This is a genomic window from Micromonospora sp. IBHARD004 (assembly GCF_052814115.1).
The window spans coordinates 2,088,189-2,108,373 of the sequence record NZ_CP199934.1 but is presented as its reverse complement, the minus strand read 5'-3'; the positions used below and the strand labels follow the sequence as shown (position 1 = coordinate 2,108,373).

The 20,185-nt window shown below is 69.6% G+C and carries 9 protein-coding genes; 5 read left to right on the top strand and 4 right to left on the bottom strand.

All coding sequences use genetic code 11. The annotated features are described in order from the left end of the window. Positions 1–24 precede the first annotated feature (24 nt). Positions 25–1,005, bottom strand: coding sequence for an ABC transporter substrate-binding protein (locus ACTWO6_RS10355; RefSeq protein ID WP_446219410.1), 981 nt, complete (start codon positions 1,003–1,005; stop codon positions 25–27). Positions 1,006–1,347: 342 nt separating this feature from the next. On the opposite strand from ACTWO6_RS10355, the gene ACTWO6_RS10350 reads away from it, so the two are divergent. The 5 genes from ACTWO6_RS10350 (at position 1,348) to ACTWO6_RS10330 (ending at position 15,658) form a co-directional block, all read left to right on the top strand. Continuing rightward, entirely contained in the window at positions 1,348–5,391 is a 4,044-nt protein-coding gene (locus tag ACTWO6_RS10350; RefSeq protein WP_446219409.1) for a family 43 glycosylhydrolase, read from the top strand. An 86-nt stretch (positions 5,392–5,477) separates the two neighbouring features. Further along, positions 5,478–8,021: an alpha-L-arabinofuranosidase C-terminal domain-containing protein gene (locus ACTWO6_RS10345; protein ID WP_446219408.1), complete on the top strand. Its 2,544-nt coding sequence runs from the start codon at positions 5,478–5,480 to the stop codon at positions 8,019–8,021. Between the two features lie 9 nt (positions 8,022–8,030). Further along, complete coding sequence (locus ACTWO6_RS10340) at positions 8,031–9,500, top strand: family 43 glycosylhydrolase (RefSeq protein ID WP_446219407.1); 1,470 nt, start codon at positions 8,031–8,033, stop codon at positions 9,498–9,500. A 12-nt stretch (positions 9,501–9,512) separates the two neighbouring features. Beyond that, a complete protein-coding gene (locus ACTWO6_RS10335; RefSeq protein ID WP_446219406.1) occupies positions 9,513–12,338 on the top strand; it encodes a beta-L-arabinofuranosidase domain-containing protein in 2,826 nt (941 codons plus the stop codon). Positions 12,339–12,445: 107 nt separating this feature from the next. Further along, positions 12,446–15,658 (top strand): RICIN domain-containing protein, encoded by a 3,213-nt coding sequence (locus ACTWO6_RS10330; protein WP_446219405.1) that lies wholly within the window; start codon positions 12,446–12,448, stop codon positions 15,656–15,658. On the opposite strand, the gene ACTWO6_RS10325 is transcribed toward ACTWO6_RS10330, so the two are convergent. The 3 genes from ACTWO6_RS10325 to ACTWO6_RS10315 form a co-directional block, all read right to left on the bottom strand. Beyond that, positions 15,634–16,236, bottom strand: a complete 603-nt coding sequence (locus ACTWO6_RS10325; protein ID WP_446220619.1) for an alpha/beta hydrolase — start codon at positions 16,234–16,236, stop codon at positions 15,634–15,636. The two genes, ACTWO6_RS10330 and ACTWO6_RS10325, sit on opposite strands and share 25 nt — an antisense overlap. Before the next feature lie 591 nt (positions 16,237–16,827). Further along, the gene (locus ACTWO6_RS10320; RefSeq protein WP_446219404.1) at positions 16,828–18,438 is read right to left on the bottom strand and encodes an FAD-binding oxidoreductase; all 1,611 of its coding nucleotides are present in this window, start codon (positions 18,436–18,438) and stop codon (positions 16,828–16,830) included. A 523-nt stretch (positions 18,439–18,961) separates the two neighbouring features. Then, the gene (locus ACTWO6_RS10315) at positions 18,962–20,164 is read right to left on the bottom strand and encodes an erythromycin esterase family protein (protein ID WP_446219403.1); all 1,203 of its coding nucleotides are present in this window, start codon (positions 20,162–20,164) and stop codon (positions 18,962–18,964) included. Positions 20,165–20,185: the final 21 nt, after the last annotated feature.

The following is a 20,185-nucleotide window of genomic DNA, read 5'->3' as shown; positions in this document are numbered from 1 at the left end:
GGTGGGTGGAGAATCGGCCCGACCTCAGTACTTGCGGTTGGGCAACTCGGTCTTCGCCTGCTCCTGCGTGAACGTCGTCTCCTCCGTCACCACGCGCTGGGGCACCTGCTCGCCCTTGACGACCTTCTTGGCGAGATCCATCAGCTGGGGACCGAGCAGCGGGTTGCACTCGACGATGTAGTTGATCTTGCCGTCGGCGAGCGCCTGCACGCCGTCGTGCACCGCGTCGACCGTGATGATCTTGATGTCGACACCGGGCTTCTTGCCGGCCGCCTCGATGGCCTCGATGGCGCCCAGACCCATGTCGTCGTTGTGGGCGTAGACCACGTCGATCTTGGGGTTGGACTTGAGGAAGGCCTCCATGACCTGCTTGCCGCCGGACCGGGTGAAATCGCCGGTCTGGGAGGCGATGACCTTGATCTGCGAGGCGGCCTTGATCGCGTCGGCGAAGCCCTGCTTGCGGTCGATGGCGGGGGCGGCACCCGTCGTACCCTGCAGCTCGACCACGTTGACCTCGCTCTTGCCCTGGGACTCCTCCACCAGCCACTCACCGGCCTTCTTGCCCTCGGCGACGAAGTCCGAGCCGAGGAAGGTCTTGTAGAGCGAGGTGTCCTCCGAATCCACCGCGCGGTCGGTGAGGATCACGGGGATGTCGGCTCGCTTGGCTTCGAGCAGCACGGCGTCCCAGCCGGTCTCCACGACGGGACTGAAGGCGATGACGTCGACCTTCTGCTGGATGTAGCTGCGGATCGCCTTGATCTGGTTCTCCTGCTTCTGCTGGCCATCCGAGAACTTGAGGTCGATCCCGGCCTCCTTGGCCGACTCCTGGACGGACTTCGTGTTGGCGGTACGCCAGCCGGACTCGGCACCGACCTGGGCGAAGCCCATGGTGATGGTGTCGTTTCCGGCTCCGCCGCCACCGGACGCGGCCGAGTCACCGCCGCATCCCGCCAGGCCGACGGCCAGCACCACGCCAGCGACGGCCGCGAGGAACTTCTTCGACATTGGACTTTCCTCCACTTTCTGACGCCATGGTGGGCCCCTCCGTGCGGCTCGTACCTGGTTCGCCGCCTGGCAACCACTGCCCATCTGGCGCAGAAGTGTGAGCGTTAACATCTGCGGATGTCAACCCCCCGTGTCCTCTTTGTCAACAGAAGATGTCGCTGCAGGTAGGAGTATTGACACGATCGGAGGCCGTACGTATGTTAGCGCTCACTTTCGAGCATGTTAACGCTCACTTCGCAAGTCAAAGGCGTTCCTCGAAGCGCAACTGCTCCAGACAGCACCCGGCTGCACCACCCGTCCCGACGCCCGGCCTCGGCCGAGTCACCAGGAGGAAGCCCGGCAATGTCCCCGTCCCGGCACCGCCCGGCGCGCCACTCCGCGCCCCACCGAACCCGCCGCCTGCTCGCCGGCGTCACCGCACTTGTCACCAGCCTGGTCAGCGTCACCGCCCTGGCCCCGCCCAGCCAGGCGGCCACTCTCGACGACGGCCTGGTCCTGCACTACGACCTGACCCAGACCAGCGGACCCGTGACCGACAGCTCGGGGCACGGCCGCAACGGCACGCTCAGCGGCGACGCGACCTGGCAGGGCCCGGACGGCCTGCGCCTCGGCGGCGCCAACGGCCACGTCCGGCTGCCCGACAACATCCTGCGGAACCTCACCGACATCACCGTCTCGGTGCAGGTCAACATGGCGACCGACCAGGCCGCGCCGTACTTCATCTGGGGGCTCGGGAACACCGGTTCTGACGGCGTCGGCAACGGCTACCTGTTCAACACCGGCAATGCCTTCCGCGCCTCCATCGCCAGCGGCAACTGGTCCACTGAGCAGACCGTGACCACCGGCCGCAATCTCACCCGGGGCAGCTGGCGCACCATCACCTACACCCTCGGCGGCGGCACCGCAGTGCTCTATGAGGACGGCGTCGAGGTCGCCCGCAAGTCCGGCATCACCCTCACACCCGGGTCGATCGGCGGCGGCACCACCACCGCCAACTACCTCGGCCGTTCGGTCTACACCACCGACCGGTACCTCAAGGGTCAGGTCCGCGACTTCCGCATCTACGACCGGGCCGTGACCGCCGACGAAGCCCACACCCTCGGCGAACAGACCGCCTCCGGAAGGGCCGCGGCGGACGCGGCAGCCCTCGACCTGGGCGACACGTCCGGGGTCACGGAGAACCTGAGCCTGCCGACCCGCGGTGCCGGCGGCTCCACCATCACCTGGTCGTCGAGCAATCCCACGATCGTGTCGGACACCGGCGTGGTCACCCGTCCCGCACCCGGATCCGGCAACGCGACCGTGACGCTGACCGCCACCGCGTCGTACGCCGGCTACGCCGCCACCCGGGAGTTCGCCGTCACCGTCGTCGAGGACATCACCGACCAGGAGAAGGTCGAGGCAGCCCTCGCGGCCATCGTCATCCACGACCAGGACGCGATCCGCGGCAACATCACGCTGCCCACCCGGGGAGCCCGCGACGTCACGCTGGCGTGGACCGCCAAGGACTCCTCCGTCGTCAGCAGCACCGGTGAGGTGACCCGGCCGCGGTACGGGTCGGGCGCGGTCAAGGCCCGCCTCAGCGTACGGGCGACCAAGGGTGCGGCCAGCGGCGTACGCAATTTCACCCTGACCGTCCTCCCGCTGCCGAAGAAGGATCCCCTCGAGGGCTACGGCTTCGCCTACTTCACCGGTGAGGGCAGCGCTGACGGCGAGCAGATCTACTTCGCGGCGAGCCGCGGGAACGACCCGCTCAAGTACGACGAGCTCAACGGCGGCCGCCCCGTCCTCACCTCCACCGAGGGCGACGAGGGCGTGCGCGACCCGTTCATCATCCGCAGCCCGGAGGGCGACAAGTTCTACCTCATCGCCACCGACCTCAAGATCTACGGCAACGGCGACTGGGACGCCAGCCAGCGCACCGGCAGCAAGTACATCGAGGTCTGGGAGTCGACCGACCTGGTGAACTGGTCCCAGCAGCGCCATGTGCGCGTCTCTCCCGACACCGCCGGTAACACCTGGGCGCCCGAGGCCTACTACGACGACACCATCGGCGCCTTCGTGGTGTTCTGGGCCGCCAAGCTCTACGCGCCGGAGGACACCGCGCACGCCGGCAACACCTACAACCGGATGCTGTACGCGACGACCCGCGACTTCCGCACCTTCAGTGAGCCCAGGGTGTGGGTCGACCCCGGCTACTCGGTGATCGACTCGACCGTGATCAAACACGGCGGCACCTACTACCGCTTCACCAAGGACGAGCGGAACAACACCTCGAGTACCCCGTGCAGCAAGTTCATCCTGGAGCAGAAGTCGACCCAACTGCGCAGCACGAGCTGGGACTTCGTCCAGGACTGCATCGGCAAGGCGACGGACACCTCCGCGGGCATCGCCCAGGGCGAGGGTCCGACGATCTTCAAGAGCAACACCGAGGACAAGTGGTACCTGTTCATCGACGAGTTCGGGGGGCGCGGCTACGTGCCGTTCGAGACCACCGACCTCGACGGCGGGCGGTTCACCATGTCGACCGGCTACGACCTGCCGGCCCACCCGCGGCACGGCACCGTCCTGCCGGTCACCAAGGCCGAGCTCGACCGCCTGCGCCAGGGCCCCTCGCCGACTCCGGCGACCAGGAAGGGCGTCATCGCGGACTACCACCTCGCCGGCGGCAGCGGCACGACGGTGGCCGACAGCTCCGGCAACGGCCGGGACGCCACCATCCACGGCGGGGTCACCCGGGGCAGCGACGCGATGACGTTCGACGGCACCGACGGCTACGTCGACCTGCCGGACAACCTGCTGACCGGCCTGTCCGACGTGAGCGTCTCCGCCCGGGTGTGGATCGATCCGGCGCAGGCCACGCCGTACTTCATCTGGGGCCTGGGCAACACCACGAACGGCGCCGGCAACGGCTACCTGTTCGCCACCGGCAACTCCTACCGCACCGCCATCGCGACCGGGAACTGGTCGACCGAGCAGAACACCGGCACCGGACGCGACCTGAGCCGGGGCAGCTGGCACACCATCACCTGGACGCTCTCCGGCGGGGTGGCCCGCCTCTACGACAACGGCGTCGAGGTGGCACGCAACACCGGCGTCACGACCAAGCCGGGTGACCTCGGCGGCGGCATCACCACGGCCAACTACCTGGGCCGCTCCCTCTACGCCGCCGACCGCTACTTCACGGGCCGGATGCGCGGCTTCACCCTGTGGAACCGGGGCCTGTCGGCCAGCGAGGTGCTCGCCCTGCCCGGAAACGAGACCGCCATCGGCGCGGTGAAACTGGACGCGCTCAAGGTGCCGGCCATCATCGACAACGACGGCGGCACGGTGACCCTGCCGGTCAAGCCGGGCACCGACCTGACCGCTCTCGCACCCGAGTTCGGGATCAGCGACGGCGCACAGGTCAGCCCCGGCAACGAGTCCGTCCAGGACTTCACGCGACCGGTCACCTACACCGTGACGGGCGCCGACGGCAGCAGCCGCGTCTGGACCGTCAAGGCGGTCACCATGAACAGCCCGGTGCTACCCGGCTACAACGCCGACCCGAACATCGTCCGCTTCGGCGACACCTACTACATCTACGCCACCACCGACGGCTACCCGGGCTGGTCCAGCACCACCTTCAAGACCTGGTCGAGCAAGGACCTCGTGCACTGGACCGAACACCGTACCATCCTCGACCTCGGCCCCGACGTGTCGTGGGCCGACGGGCGGGCCTGGGCGCCGGCCGCGACCGAGAAGAACGGAAAGTACTACTTCTACTTCTGCGCCGACGCCAAGATCGGCGTGGCCGTCGCCGACTCCCCCACCGGCCCGTTCGTCGACGCGCTCGGCAAGCCGCTCGTCGCCGCCAATCCCGACGGCGGCCAGGCGATCGACCCAGCGGTCTTCACCGACGACGACGGCCAGAGCTATCTCTACTGGGGCAACGGCAACGCCTACGTCGTGCCGCTCAACCCGGACATGACGTCGTTCGATCCCGCCAAGGTCAAGCGGATCACGGGGCTGACCGGCTTCCGCGAAGGCCTCTTCATGGCCAAGCGCGGCGGCACGTACCACCTCAGCTGGTCCATCGACGACACCGGCAGCGAGAACTACCGCGTCGGCTACGCCACCGCCACGAGCCCGATGGCCGACGGGCTGGTCAACCGGGGCGAGATCCTCACCAAGGACGTCAGCCTCGGCATCCTCGGCACCGGGCACCACAGCATGATCCAGGTGCCGGGCACCGACGACTGGTACATCGCCTACCACCGCTTCGCCGTTCCAGGCGGCGACGGCACCCACCGCGAGGTGACCATCGACCGTCTGCGGTTCAACGCCGACGGCGCGATCGCCAACGTGGTGCCGACGCTGGAGAGCATCCCGCCGCTGGCGCAGTGAGTCCCGGGCGGGCGTCGCACCGTCCGGTGACGCCCGCCCGACCGTACCCGTCATCGCTCCCACCAACGACAGGGAGGCCATCACCCATGCGCACCCACCGCCTCGTCGCGGGACTGGTCACCGGACTCGTCACCACGACGTTGTCTACCAGCACGCCCGCCCTCGGCGCCGATGCGGCCCCGGCGCTCGACTACACGATCAACGTCGACGCGACCGGCACCGGCCCCGCCATCGACCCCGCCATGTACGGGGTGTTCTTCGAGGACATCAACCGGGCCGCCGACGGCGGACTCTACGCCGAACTCGTCCAGAACCGCTCCTTCGAGTACCTTCCGGTCGACAACGGCTCCTACACCGGCCTCACGTCGTGGAGCCCGGTCTCCTCCTCCGGCGGCAGCGGCAGCATCGCCACCGTCAGCGACGACGCCCGACTCAACGAGCGCAACCGCACGTACCTCAAGGTGACGCTCACCAACGCCGGTGCCGGCACCTACGGCGTGCTGAACTCCGGCTACAACACCGGCATCGCGCTCGAGGCCGGCAAGGCCTACGACTTCTCCGTCTGGGCCCGGACGGATGCTGCTGGCGGCACGCCGTTGACCATCACCCTGCGCAACCAGGACGGCACGACCAGGTACGCCGCGCCGGTCGCGCTCTCGGTCCAGGACGACGCCTGGCGCAGGTACACCGGCACGTTCGTGGCCACCGGCACGACCGACGCGGCCCGCCTGGCGGTGGAGGCCGGAGGCGACGGCACCCTGCGCCTCGACATGGTCTCGCTCTTCCCCCGCGACACGTTTGAGGGCCGCCCCAACGGCCTGCGCAAGGACCTCGCCGAGAAGATCGGCGCCCTGCGCCCGGGCTTCGTGCGCTTTCCCGGCGGGTGCATCGTCAACACCGGCAGCATGTACGGCTACGACGCCGCCAGCGGATACCCACGCGCTCGCGCCTACCAGTGGAAGGACACCATCGGCCCGGTCGAGGAGCGGGCGACCAACGCCAACTTCTGGGGCTACAACCAGTCCAACGGCCTCGGCTACTACGAGTACTTCCAGTTCTCTGAGGACATCGGCGCCAAGCCGGTGCCGGTGGTGCCGGCGCTGGTCACCGGTTGCGGGCAGAACCGGGCCGTCGACGACGAGGCGCTGCTGCAGCGGCACATCCAGGACACCCTCGACCTCATCGAGTTCGCCAACGGCGCGGTGACGTCGACCTGGGGCGCCAAGCGCGCGGCCATGGGTCACCCGGCGCCGTTCGGCCTCGACCGGATCGAAGTCGGTAACGAGGAGAACCTGCCCGACGCCTTCATGGCCCGCTTCGTGAAGTTCCGCGACGCCATCGCGGCGAAGTACCCGGACATCACCGTGATCAGCAACTCCGGCCCGGACGACATGGGGACGACGTTCGACCGGGCCTGGGAGCTCAATCGCGCCAACGGCGTGGAGATGGTCGACGAGCACTACTACAACGACCCGAGCTGGTTCCTGCAGAACAACAAGCGCTACGACAGCTACGACCGCTCCGGCGCCAAGGTGTGGCTGGGCGAGTACGCGTCGTGGGACAACAAGCTCTACAACGCGCTCGCCGAGGGCGCGTACCTGACCGGCCTGGAGCGCAACGCCGACGTGGTGACGATGGCGTCCTACGCGCCGCTGCTCGCCAACATTGACTACGTCCAGTGGCGGCCGGACCTGATCTGGTTCGACAACGACCAGTCCTGGGGCTCGGCCAACTACGAGGTGCAGAAGCTGTTCATGACCAACGTCGGTGACCGGGTCGTGCCGAGCACCTCCAGCGGCGCGGTAAAGGCACCCGAGCCCGTCACCGGCGCGGTCGGCCTGTCCACGTGGCGGACCGCGGCCAAGTACGACGACGTGGCGGTCACCTCGGCCGACGGCACACCGCTCTTCAGCGACGACTTCTCCAACGGCGCCGACCGGTGGACGCCGATCGCAGGCCGCGGCGCCTGGTCGGTCGTGGACGGCGCCTACGTCCAGTCCGACACGGGGGCGGAGAACACCATGGTTGAGGCGGGTGACGAGAGCTGGCGCGACTACGACCTCAGCGTCAAGGCGACCAAGCTCTCCGGTGCCGAGGGCTTCCTGGTCGGCTTCGGGGTGAAGGACTCCGGCAACTACTACTGGTGGAACCTCGGCGGCTGGAACAACACCCAGGGCGCGGTGGAGAAGGCTGTCAACGGCGGCAAGACCACGCTGATCGCCAAGCCCAACACCATCGAGACCGGCCGCACGTACGACATCAGGATCCAGATCCGCGACACCAAGGTCACCCTGCTGCTCGACGGGCAGGTGTGGGGCAGCTTCGACGACAACGCCGTCACCGAGCCCTTCGCCCAGGTCGTCACCCGCGACGTCGCGTCCAAGCAGCTGATCATCAAGGTCGTCAACGCCCAGGACGCCCCGGCCCGCACCACGATCAACCTCGGGGCCGGCGTGCGGGTGATGGACAAGGCGCAAATGACCGTCATCAGCGGTGACCCGCAGCAGCTCAACACCCGCACGGCGCAGCCGATCAAGCCGATGACCAGCACGATCAAGGGCGTCGCGCCCACCTTCACCCGGATCTTCGAGCCCAACTCGGTGACCTTCATCCGAGTGCAGACCAGGTAGGAGCCGCAGATGAGCATCCACCTCACCCGACGAACCCTCCTGCGCGGCGGCCTCGGCGTGGCGGCGACTGGGCTAATCCTGCCCGCCGTCGGCGAGGATGCTTGGGCAACGCCCTCGCCCACGCCCACGGACGCCGACATCTACGGCGCCCCGACCGCCAGCCCCCTCGTCTGGCAGCGGGCCGACCCGTTCGTCACGCCGCGCACCGACGGCCTCTACTACTTCACCGCCTCCGTCCCGGAGTACGACCGGCTCATCGTCCGCGCCTCGCCGACGATTGAAGGGCTGGGCAGCGCCGCGGAGACGGTGGTGTGGCGTCGCCCGGCCAGCGGGAAGATGGGCGGCCACATCTGGGCGCCGGAGCTGCACCGGATCGACGGCCGCTGGTATCTCTACTTCGCGGCCGGCGACTCCGACGACGTCTTCCGGATCCGGATGTACGCCATGGAGTCGATCGCCGCCGACCCCCGCGACGTCAGCGGCTGGTCGTCACCGCGCCAGATCATCACGCCGTGGGACAGCTTCGCGCTCGACGCCACCACCTTCGAGCACGACGGGCAGCGCTACCTCGTCTGGGCGCAGAGCGAGCCGGAGATCAACGTCAACAGCAGCCTCTACATCGCGCGGATGACCTCACCGTTCACCTTTACCGGCACACCGGCCCGCATCGCCACCCCCACCAGGTCATGGGAGGTCGAGGGCTTCCGGGTCAACGAGGGGCCGGCGGTGCTCAAGCGTGACGGCCGGATCTTCATGACCTTCTCGGCCAGCGCCACCGACGCCCGCTACTGCCTGGGCCTGCTCACCGCAGACGCCCGCGCCAACCTGCTCGACCCGGCCACCTGGAGCAAGAGCCCGGACCCGGTGTTCACGACCAACGAGCAGACCCGCCAGTACGGCCCAGGCCACAACAGCTTCACCGTGGCCGAGGACGGCGAGACGGACGTGCTCGTCTACCACGCCCGCGATTACCGGGACATCGTGGGTGACCCGCTCTACGACCCCAACCGGCACGCCCGGGCGCAGCGGCTGTACTGGTACGACGACGGCACTCCGCTGTTCGGTGTGCCGGTCGGCAAGGGCGGACCGATCCTGCGGCTGTCGCCTGGGGACGCCTCGTCCGCGTTCGTGCGCCACTACGCGTACGCGCTGCGGGTCGACCCGAGCGTGCGCGAACTCGCAGACTCCCAGTTCCGGTTCGTGCCGGGGCTTGCCGGCGAGGGCACCGTCTCCATCCGGTCGGTGAACTTCCCGGACCGCTACTGGCGGGTGGACGGCACGAGCCTGCGGATCGACCCGGTCGAGGACGGGAGTGGGTACGCCGCGCAGGCCAGCTTCCGCCGGGTGCCGGGCCTGGCGAACAGCAACGCGATCTCCCTGGAGCTGTCGGACCGCCCTGGCGTATACGTCCGCCACGACAAGGGCAGCCTCACGGTCGGCAGGCCGGCCGGCTCGAAGTCGACGTTCTGGCTGAGCTGAAGGAGGACCATCATGAGCACACCTGCACTGGACCGGCGCGGGTTCCTCCGGGCCGCAGGGCTGGTCGGCGCACTGCCGCTGCTGCCGGCGCTCGCCGGGCCCGCGGCGGCCTCGACCGCCGCCGCCGCGACGTCGGGTACCGGCCTCCCCGCCCCCGCGGCATGGCGGCTGCGCCCCTTCGCCCTCGCCGACGTCTCCCTCGGGCCCGGCGTCTTCGCCGACAAGCGCGCGCTGATGCTCGACTACGCGCGGGGCTACGACGTCAACCGGCTGCTCCAGGTGTTCCGCGCCAACGCGGGGCTGCCCACGCTCGGCGCGGTCGCGCCCGGCGGCTGGGAGGGCCTGGACGGCGAGGCCAACGGCAACCTGCGCGGCCACTACACCGGGCACTTCCTGTCCATGCTCAGCCAGGCGTACGCCAGCACGGGTGAGCAGGTGTTCGCCGACAACATTTCGACCATGATCGGGGCCCTCGTCCAGTGCCGGCAGGCGCTCAACCGGCCGCCCTCGGTGCGGAGTGTGCCTGGGCGGTTCGGGACGGCGGTGGAGAGCCAGCGCGGGTCGTACGAGTTCGCGCAGCTGCCCACAACGGTGCTCGGCGGCGCGGCGGAGCTGACCTTCGCGGCGTGGGTGAAGCCCAGCCACGGTGCGGCGTGGGCGCGGATCTTCGACTTCGGCAACGACACCACTCGGTACATGTACCTGGCGGCGCGGAACCAGAACGGCCTGCCCCGGTTCGCGATCACCACCGGGGGCGCCGGCCGGGAGCAGGGCATCAATGCCAACGTCGCCCTGCCGGTCGGCGAGTGGAGCCACGTCGCGCTCACCCTGGCCGACACGGTCGCCACCCTCTACGTCAACGGCGTCGTCGCCGGGCGCAACACCGCGATGACACTCGGCCCCGCCCAGCTCGGTCAGCTCAGGAACTACTGGCTCGGCCAGTCGCTCTACCCCGACCCGGTCTACGCCGGCGCCTTCGACGACGTCAATCTCTGGTCCCGGGCCCTCACCGACGCCGAGGTGGCGGGGCTGCGGACGCAGCCCGCGTCCGCAGCGCCCGCCGGTCGGGGTGACCTGGCCTCCTACGACCTGGACGAGACCGACGGGCACGTGCTGCACGACTCCTCGGGGCGCGCCCAGCACGCCACCTGGCTGCGCACGTGGGGCGGGCCCAGCCACCTGGGCTTCCTCGCGGCATACCCGGAGACGCAGTTCATCACCCTCGAGACCATGACGGCGTCCAACTACTTCGTCGTCTGGGCGCCGTACTACACGGCGCACAAGATCCTGCGCGGGCTGCTCGACGCGTACCTGGCCACCGGCGACCTGCGGGCGCTCGACCTGGCCGAGGGGATGTGCGACTGGATGTACTCGCGGCTGTCGAAGTTGCCCGCCGCGACCCTCCAGCGGATGTGGGCCATCTTTTCCAGCGGCGAGTACGGCGGCATCGTCGAGGCCATCTGCGACCTGCACGCGCTCACCGGCAAGGCCGAGCACGTCGCGCTGGCCAAGCTCTTCGACCTCGACCGGCTCATCGACAGCTGCGCCGGAGCGCAGGACATCCTCGACGGGCTGCACGCCAACCAGCACATCCCCATCCTCACCGGGCTGGTACGGCTGCACGACGAGACCGGCGAGGACCGCTACCTCGCCGCGGCCAAGGGCTTCTGGAACATGGTGGTCCCCGCGCGGATGTACTCGATCGGCGGCACGAGCACCGGAGAGTTCTGGCGCGCGAGCGGCCGCATCGCGGACACGATCAGCGACACCAACGCAGAAACCTGCTGCGCCCACAACATGCTCAAGTTGAGCCGAATGCTCTTCTTCCATGAGCAGAACCCCAAGTACATGGAGTACTACGAGCGGGCGCTGTTCAACCAGGTGCTGGGGTCCAAGCAGGACAAGGCCGACGCGGACAAGCCGCTCACCACGTACTTCATCGGGCTCACCCCCGGGCACGTCCGCGACTACACCCCGAAGCAGGGCACGACCTGCTGCGAGGGCACGGGGATGGAGAGCGCGACCAAATACCAGGACTCGGTCTTCTTCGGTGCCGCGGACGGGTCGGCGCTCTACGTCAACCTCTTCGTCGCAAGCACGCTGCGGTGGGCCGCGAAGGGGGTGACGGTGGAGCAGTCCACCACCTTCCCGGCCGAGCAGGGCACCCGGCTGACCATAGGCGACGACGCCACCTTCGACCTCATGGTGCGGGTGCCGTCGTGGGTCGGGCCGGGCTTCGCGGTGGCCGTCAACGGCAAGGCGCTCAAGGTCGACGCCGCGCCGGGCACCTACCTGCGCATCGCCCGCTCCTGGCGCAGCGGCGACGTGGTGACGGTGTCACTCCCCTTCACGCTGCGCACCGGGGCCGCCCTCGACGACCGGTCGCTCCAGTCGCTCTGCTACGGCCCGATCAACCTCGCGACGCGCGACGCCAGCCGCTCGTACCTGTCGTTTGGGCTCTACCGCAACGCCGCGCTCTCCGGGGATCTGCTGCCGAGCCTGACACCGGTCGAGGGCAAGCCGCTGCACTTCACCCTCGACGGCCGCGAGATCGCGCCGTTCCACGAGGGCACCGAAGACCCCTCCCACGTCTACTTCCGGCGCTCCGAGCCCACCGTCGTGTTCGGGGGCCGCGACTCCGGCGTCGCGAACCCGGTACGCGCCAACGGTGTCTCATTGCTGGACGAGCTGTGGTCCAGTGCGCCCTATGGCAGCAAGACCGAGCTAATCAAGAAGCTGGAAACCGTGACCAGCTCCTGGGTGACCGACGGCCTGCTGTCGGCCGATGACCGCAGCACCATCCTCGCCACCGCCAGGGGCGCGCAATTCGTGCCCTGAACGCCCTCGGCCGCCACTCGGTGCCGTACCCATGGGGGTGGCCGTACTGCCGAGGGGCCAGTTCTGGCCCACCACGCCGTCGACCAACAGGAGAAGAGGCGCTACCGATGAGACGAAACACGCGACGTTTACTCGCCGCGATCAGCGCGGCCACCATGGCGGTGGGCGGCACGGTCATCGCTGCAATGGCGACCGGAACGCCGCAGGCCGCGCGGGCCGCGGCGTCGCAGACCGCGTCGCTGCCGGCTGTCACCGTACGCCCCGACCCGTCCTATCAGGGGCAGCCGTTTGAAGGCTGGGGCACGAGCCTCGCCTGGTTCGCCAATGTGACCGGTGGTTACCCGGACGAGGTCCGGGAGAAACTCGCCGAGATGCTCTTCGGCTCCGACGGTCTGAACCTCAACATCGCCCGCTACAACGTCGGCGGTGGCAACGCCCCCGACGTGTCCGACTACCTGCGCCCCGGCGGCGCCGTCCCGGGGTGGTGGCGGGCGCCCGCTGGTACCGCCCGAAACGACAAGGACTGGTGGGACCCCGAGAACCCCGATCACTGGAACTGGAACGCCGACCAGAATCAGCGCTGGTGGATCAACCGCATCAAGAACAACATCACCCACTGGGAAGCCTTCAGCAACTCACCGCCGTACTTCCAGACCGTCAGCGGCTACGTCTCCGGAGGATTCAACGCGACCGACGACCAGCTCAGGACCGAAAGCATCGACGACTTCAACACCTACCTCGTACGGGTCGTCGAAGAGGTGGAGCGGGCGCATGGCATCAAGATCGACACCCTCGACCCCTTCAACGAGCCCAACACGAACTACTGGAGCACCCGGCTGAATGCCGCCGGTCAGCCGATCGGTGGGCGCCAGGAGGGGGCGCACATCGGCCCGGAGCTGCAGCAGCAGGTCATCCGATCGCTGGCGCAGCGGCTGCAGACCGCCGAAACCGACGCGGTGATCTCGGCGATGGACGAGACCAACCCCGGGCTCTTCGCGACCAACTGGAACAGCTACCCCGACGACGTGCGGGCGAAGGTGAGCCAGCTCAACGTGCACACGTACGGGACCGGCCAGCGCACCACCGCCCGCGACATCGCCAAGGGCGACAACAAGCCACTGTGGATGAGCGAGGTCGAAGGCTCCTGGGGCAACGGGCAGAACTTCGTGAGCATGGCTCCCGGACTCGGCATCGCTCAGCGCATGGTCGACGACCTGCGCGAGTTGGAGCCCACAGCGTGGGTGTTCTGGCAGCCGGTCGAGGACTACGACAACATGAAGCCGGGCGGCGAGTCCCCCGAGGGCGCGAACTGGGGAAGCATCCAGATGCCCTTCGACTGCACCGCCCAGGACACCCTCGCGACCTGCCCGATCTACACCAACACGAAGTACCACACGGCGCGCAACTTCACGCACTACATCCGCCCCGGCGACCGGCTGGTGAAGGTCAACGACACCAACAGCGTCGCGGCGATCTCCACGAAGGGCGCTAAGGTCGTGTACGTCAACAGCGGCACCGCGCCGCGCTCGGTGACGATCGACCTCTCCGCCTTCGGGACCGTTTCGCCAGATGCGACGGCAACCCCCGTCATCACCAGCGCGGGAAATGCGCTCAAGCACGGCGAGCCGGTGGCCGTGAACCGGAAGGGCCGTACCGTGACGGTGCAGGTCCCCGCCGAGTCCGTGTCGACGTTCCTCATCGACGGGGTCAGCGGCGTGGCGAAGGACGCCCCGCTCATTCAGGACGGGCACGTCTACCGGATCGAGGGGGTCCAGAGCGGCAAGTCGCTCACCCCGGCCAGCACCACGGCGGGTGCGGTGATCCGGACCACCGACCCGACGAGCGCGGCCCAGTTGTGGCGCGTGACGGAGCTGAGCGGCGGTGACAGCAACCGGGCCCGGTACTCGATCACCACGGCGGCGGGCGATCGTCAGGCGGCCGTGCAGAACGGTGCGCTCACGCTTGTCGAGCCGCAGCTTGAGCCGGACCGGAACCGGCAGTGGATCCTCTCCACCACCGGCAACGGCACCTACACGTTCGTCAACGTCGATTCCGGGCGGGTGCTCGACGTCGGAGGCTCGGCTACCAACGACGGAGCCAGCGTGTCGGTCTGGCTGGCCAACTCCGCCGACAACCAGCGCTGGAAGGTCATCGACGAAACCGTCCAGGACGTGCAGAAGGCCGAGGTCTTCACCACGCCGGGAACCGCGCCGACGATGCCGACAACGGTCGTACCGGAATACCGGGATGGTCCCCGCGGCACCCTGCCCGTCACCTGGGAGATGCCGGCGGACCAGGACTGGAGCAAGCCGAAGACCGTCAACGTGGCCGGCGTGGCCATCGACCCGCTGGGCCGCCAGTACCCGGCCAAGGCCGTGGTCACCGTCGACAACCTGGTGTCGACGCAGCCGGCCCGGGCCAAGACCTACGTCGGAGGCCAGCCCGACCTGCCGGCCCAGGTGACCGCCGTCGGCAGCCTCGGCGGGACCGTCGCCCGTCCCGCGACCTGGGAAACGCCCGCTGCGGACGCCTTCGACCACACGGGCGTCGTGACGCTTTCCGGACAGGCGGACGCGGGCGACGGGCGGGCCCTGCCAGCGACGGTACGCGTGCAGGTCACCGAGCCGGCGGAAGAGAACGCCGCGCTCGCTGCCGGCACGTCCATCACGGCGACGTACACCGAGCCTGGCTACTCCACCGCGGGCCTGCGTAACGGCGACCTGACCGACAAGGCCTGGTCGAACTGGAAGTCCGGCACGAAGAACACCTCCGACGCGATCACCATCACTCTGCCGAAGCCGCGTACGGTCAGCCACGTCGCGACGGCCTTCTACCAGGACGGATCGTGGGAGAGCTACGCCCAGAGCCTGAAGATCCAAGCCCGGAACGCGCAGGGTGCCTGGGTCGACGTCAGCGGGTCGGTGACGGTGCCCCTCGGCGGTGCCACGGCACCGGTGGTGGACGTTCCCGTCACGGTCACGACGACCGATGCCGTCCGGGTCGTGCTCACCGCTCGGACCAATACGCACATGACGATGAGCGAGATCCAGGTCTTTGCGTACGGGCCCGGCACCTCATCGGACGCCCGCGCCGAAACCATCGCGGTCAACGGCGCCGAGGTGCCCGGCTTCGATCCGGACACCACGTCCTACCAACTGCCGGTGCAGGGCACGCTCCCGCAGGTCACCGCGGTAGCCGCCGACCCGTACGCCACCGTCGCGGTGGACCAGGCAGACGCCCACGACGACACGGCGACTGTCTCGGTCACCAGCGAGGACGGCTCACAATCGCGGACCTACCGCATCGAACTGCAGCGGTAGCCGCCACGGCATTCCCTGATCGCTGACACCGCGGCCCCGCCCGGACGAACCCCCGTCCGGGCGGCGTCCGGCCGCGACATCATCGCCACGTGCGAGGCGTCGACGTCCTTGGTACGGGCACCGGCGCGCTCGGCCATGAAGCGCTGGGCGGCGGCCGGGATCACCTGGTCCTGCTTGGCCACGAGATACCACGACGGGATCGCCTTCCAGCCCGGCGGGCCGGACGGCTGCTGCAGCGTGCCGAGGTCGCCAAGTCGCTGCGTGGCGGCCATGACAGCCGTCGTGCTGAGCGGCAGGTCGGCGGCGAAGATCTCCCGGAAGACGCTCGGCTTGATGTAGCCGTCGAAGCTTTCCGGGCCGGTCGGGCGGATGTCGAGCGCTTCCAGGCCCAGCCGGCTGCCGGGAAACCTCGTCTGCAGCGCGACCAGCGGCTCGCCATCGTCGGGCGCGCACGCCGCGATGTACACGAGGGCATTGACGTTGGGGTTGCCGGTGGCGGCGTTCGTCATAACGATGGCGCCGTACGTGTGTCCAACCACGACGGTCGGTTCGGTGATGGTCGCCAGCACGCTGGCGATGTACGCGGTGTCCGACGGCGCGCCGCGCGGCGGGTTGGCGGGCGCGATGGTCGTGTATCCCTGGCGCTGCAGGCGATTGATGACGTCGCCCTACCGCGGGTGCGCAGCCGCTCCAGCAGTCCGCGCAGGAAGGCGAGGTAGCTTTGGCTACGGCGTCCACAGCGTGTCGCCGACCGGGACCCCCGCCAGTACGCCGAACAGGAGCTGACCGGCGCGCTGGTGAGCCTGCGCGTATGGTCACGAGCAACAGGCACCACGTGGCGGTGCCGGGGACCGCGCACCCCTTCCACCCGGTCGAGTTCGATCGACACGTTGGGCAGCGCCCGCAACTGGGGCACGGCGTCCGGTGCGCCGTTGTCGAAGGTGTCTTCGATGTCGGCGACGTCTGTCGGCATCGTGCTCACTCTTTCGAAGGTGCGGTGTCCTTCGAACCGGTCCTGCCGCCGTTGCTGCCCGAACGCAGCGCGGGCGCGTCAGCCGTAGCGGCACGGGGCAGTCTCCGCGGCACCGGTACAGGTCTTCGTCGCCGTACAAGTCGCACCGCCAGCACGGGGTTTACCGGGAAGTCAGGCGTCGCGGGGCCGGCCCAAGTCAGCCGGCGGGATCGACGAGGACACCGGGGTTGAGGATCCAGGACGGGTCGAGCGCGCCCTTGGCGGCGCGCAATGCGAGCGCGACCGGGTCCGGACGCTGCCGGTCGTACCACGGTCGGTGGTCGCGGCCGACGGCGTGGTGGTGGGTGATGGTGCCGCCGGCGGCGAGCAGCGCGTCGGAGACGGCATGCTTGATCTGGTCCCACTGGGCGAGGGTGGCGCCCCAGCGGCCGGTGGCGTACACGCCGAAGTAGGGGGCGGGGCCGTCCGGGTAGACATGGGTGAAGCGGCAGGTGACCACACCGGTCGCGGCGACGGCGCGGAGCGCGTCGCCGGCCGCGTCGAGCACGGCGGCGCGCAAGGCGGGGAATCGGTCCCAGGTGCAGGCGGTCTCGAACGTCTCCACGATCATCGACCGGGCGGCGAGCGCGTCGCGCTGGTACGGCATCCGCAGGAACGCTGACCGCCAGGCGTCGGCGGCGGTGCGCTGCCGTGGGCCGGACGAGTCGTCGCCGCGGGGCGGCTCCGGCAGGGTTCCCCCGTGGTCGCGGCACAGCTCGACTGCGCGGTCCAGCGACGGTGTGACCGGATGGTCGGCGGACTCGAATCCCAGGACGAGTACGCCGCCGGTCGTGGCGGCGCCGGCGTTGAGGAGCGCCTCGGCCGGGTCGAGCAGCCGGCAGTTGCTCGGGTGTAGCGCGGACTGGGCGATGGCCCGAGTGGCCGCGATCGCCTCGTCGTAGTCGGTGAAGTGCACCGAGGCGCCCGCCCGCCAGCGCGGCCGGTCCTGCAGCCGCATCCACGCCTCGGTGATGACGCCGAGCACGCCCTCCGAGCCGAGGAACAGCCGGTCCGGGGACGGCCCGGCGCCGGAGCCGGGCAGCCGGCGCGACTGGCTGGTGCCTGCCGGGGTGATCACCCGCAACGACTCCACCAGGTCGTCGATGTGGGTTAGGACGGTGGCGTAGTGACCGCCGGCGCGGGTGGCTAACCAGCCGCCCAGGGTGGAGAACTCGAACGACTGCGGGAAGTGCCGCAGCGTGAGGTCGTGCCGCCGGAGCTGGTCCTCCAGGGCCGGGCCGAACACGCCGGCCTGGATGCGGGCCGCCCTGCTGGTCGGGTCCACCTCGAGCACCCGGTCGAGGCGTCCGAGGTCGAGGCTGACCGCCGCGGGATACGCGTCGTCCAGCCGCGGCTCCACGCCGCCGACCACTGACGAGCCGCCGCCGTAGGGGATCACCGCGATGTCCCGGCCCGCGCACCAGTCCAGCACGTCGACGACGTCCTGCTCCGTCGCTGGCCGGACCACCAGGTCCGGCGGGTCGTGGACGTCCCCGTGCAGGTTGCGGACGACGTCCCGGAACGCCTTGCCGTGGGTGTGCGCCGCCCGGTCGGCCGGGTCCGTCGAGCACAGCCGGGCGAGTGACGTCGGCGGATCGACCCGCGGCGGGCGCAGGTCGAGTTCGGCCACCGGCGGCGCGACGTGCTCGGTCAGGTCGACGTCGGGCAGCACGGTACGCACCCGGTCGGCCAACGCCGTCGCCTCCGCGCCGGTCACTGCGTCCTCGACGTGCCCCCAGCCCCACCACGAACGGTGTTTCCCGGCCATGCGGCCTCCCCGCCGTCCACCATCGCCAGATCGACTCGCCGGTAACGTACTCGACGGCCGGCAGCCCCGTCGATGCCGTCGTGGTAGGCGTGGGCTGCAGCGGCCGAAGCTGCTCACCACGCGAGTGGACGCCGGAGACGCGGGCGGACTCGACTATTCGCTGAGCGCGTACGGCGGCACGGGGAGCATCAGCGGCAGAGAGCGCATGACCACGATCACCAGGTCCCGGCCGCGGCACCACCTTGCCGGCCGAGTTGATGTACTTCTGGAACTTCGCGCCAACCGGGTTGCCGTAGTAGCTGAACCGGGGTCCATCGTGGTCTCATCGCGTTGTTCGTGGGTACACCGCACTGACGGCGCGATCCGGCGAGAGGTAACAACCGGCCGATGTGACGCGCGTCTCCGGCGGCGAAGGCCGCACCGCGACGCGGCCTTCGCCCCGTGGGTTCACCGCGAGCGCGTCGCCTGACCGGTGCCGCGGCCCACCTCAAGCACCGCCGCGCGTTTCGGCCCAGTCATCGCATCATCCCGCCGGGACGTCCTTGACGAACACGATCCCATCATTGCTGGCCACCTGGGCCGGGTCCAACGGGGAGTAGCCGAACCAGGGGGACACGCGGGGAGCGGGCATCACGTCGCCGAGGGCGGTGGCCAGTCGGCGGGCGTCGACGATGTATCGGTCCTCCGGCAGCGCGTACAGCAGCCCCTCGATGGTGTCCGGAGGTGGGGCGTCCACGCCATGGTGGCGGAGAGTGCCGAGGGCTGTGGCCAGGAAGGCGTACCCGTCGCCCAGGTGGGCGCTGACGATCGCGCCGGCGCTCCACCACTCCAGCGGCAGGTTGCCCATCCGCATCGTGCTCTTGTTCCGCTGGAGGTGGCCGTTGTGGGCGTTCACCAGCGTCGGGCTCCGTTCGGCGATGGCGAGCAGGTTGGCGGCCATCATCGAGTCCCGCAGGGCCAGCAGCCGCGCCATGCGACCCGGTGACGTGTCGGCCATCCAGAAGTGGTAGCGCAGCAGCCCGGTGGCGGTGCGCCCGTACAGGCGTGCCCGGTCCCAGTCGTCCCGCGAGGACGCCGCGATCAGCTGTGGCGTCTGCGCGTCGAGCAGCGTCACCAGGTCGTCGGTGAGCAGCCGCAGCTGCTTGGCCTCGGGTGTCTGCCCCACGGACTGGGACGGGTCCATCATCGCGGCAGGGTTCGTCCAGCGGTCGTCGGCGCCGAGCAGGCGGTCGAGCGTATCGGCGGCGCAGGGGAGCAGGTCGGCGTCGGCCCAGGCGGTGAGGTAGGCGTGCAGTGCGGTGAGGGCCTGCCGCGGGCTCGCGGCGCCGGTGATCTCCAGCGGGCCGTCGAACCCGGCGAACCGCAGCCGCTCGGACCCGGGCCGGCCGTCGTTGTACGCGCGCATCCAGCGCACAAGCTCGCGGTTGGCCGCGAAGGCGCCCCACTCGTGGCTGAAGCCTCGCTCCATGACCTCGTCGAGGGTGCCCGTGCCGGACGTCACGTAGTCGTCCACGACCAGGCCCATCACGCAGTCGCTCTCGATGGCGATCGTCCGGTAGCCCTCCTGCTCGACGAGTTGCCGGAAGAGTTCGTTGCGTACGTCGAGCAGGAGGTCCTCGCCGTGGGTGGGCTCGCCCAGGGCGAGCAGCCGCGGCCGGGTCGGGAGCAGCCGCATGACGGTCGCGGCCTCGACAGCATGGGCGGTGTCCTTGGTACCAGCAATCATGCCCTCAACGGTATCGTTGAA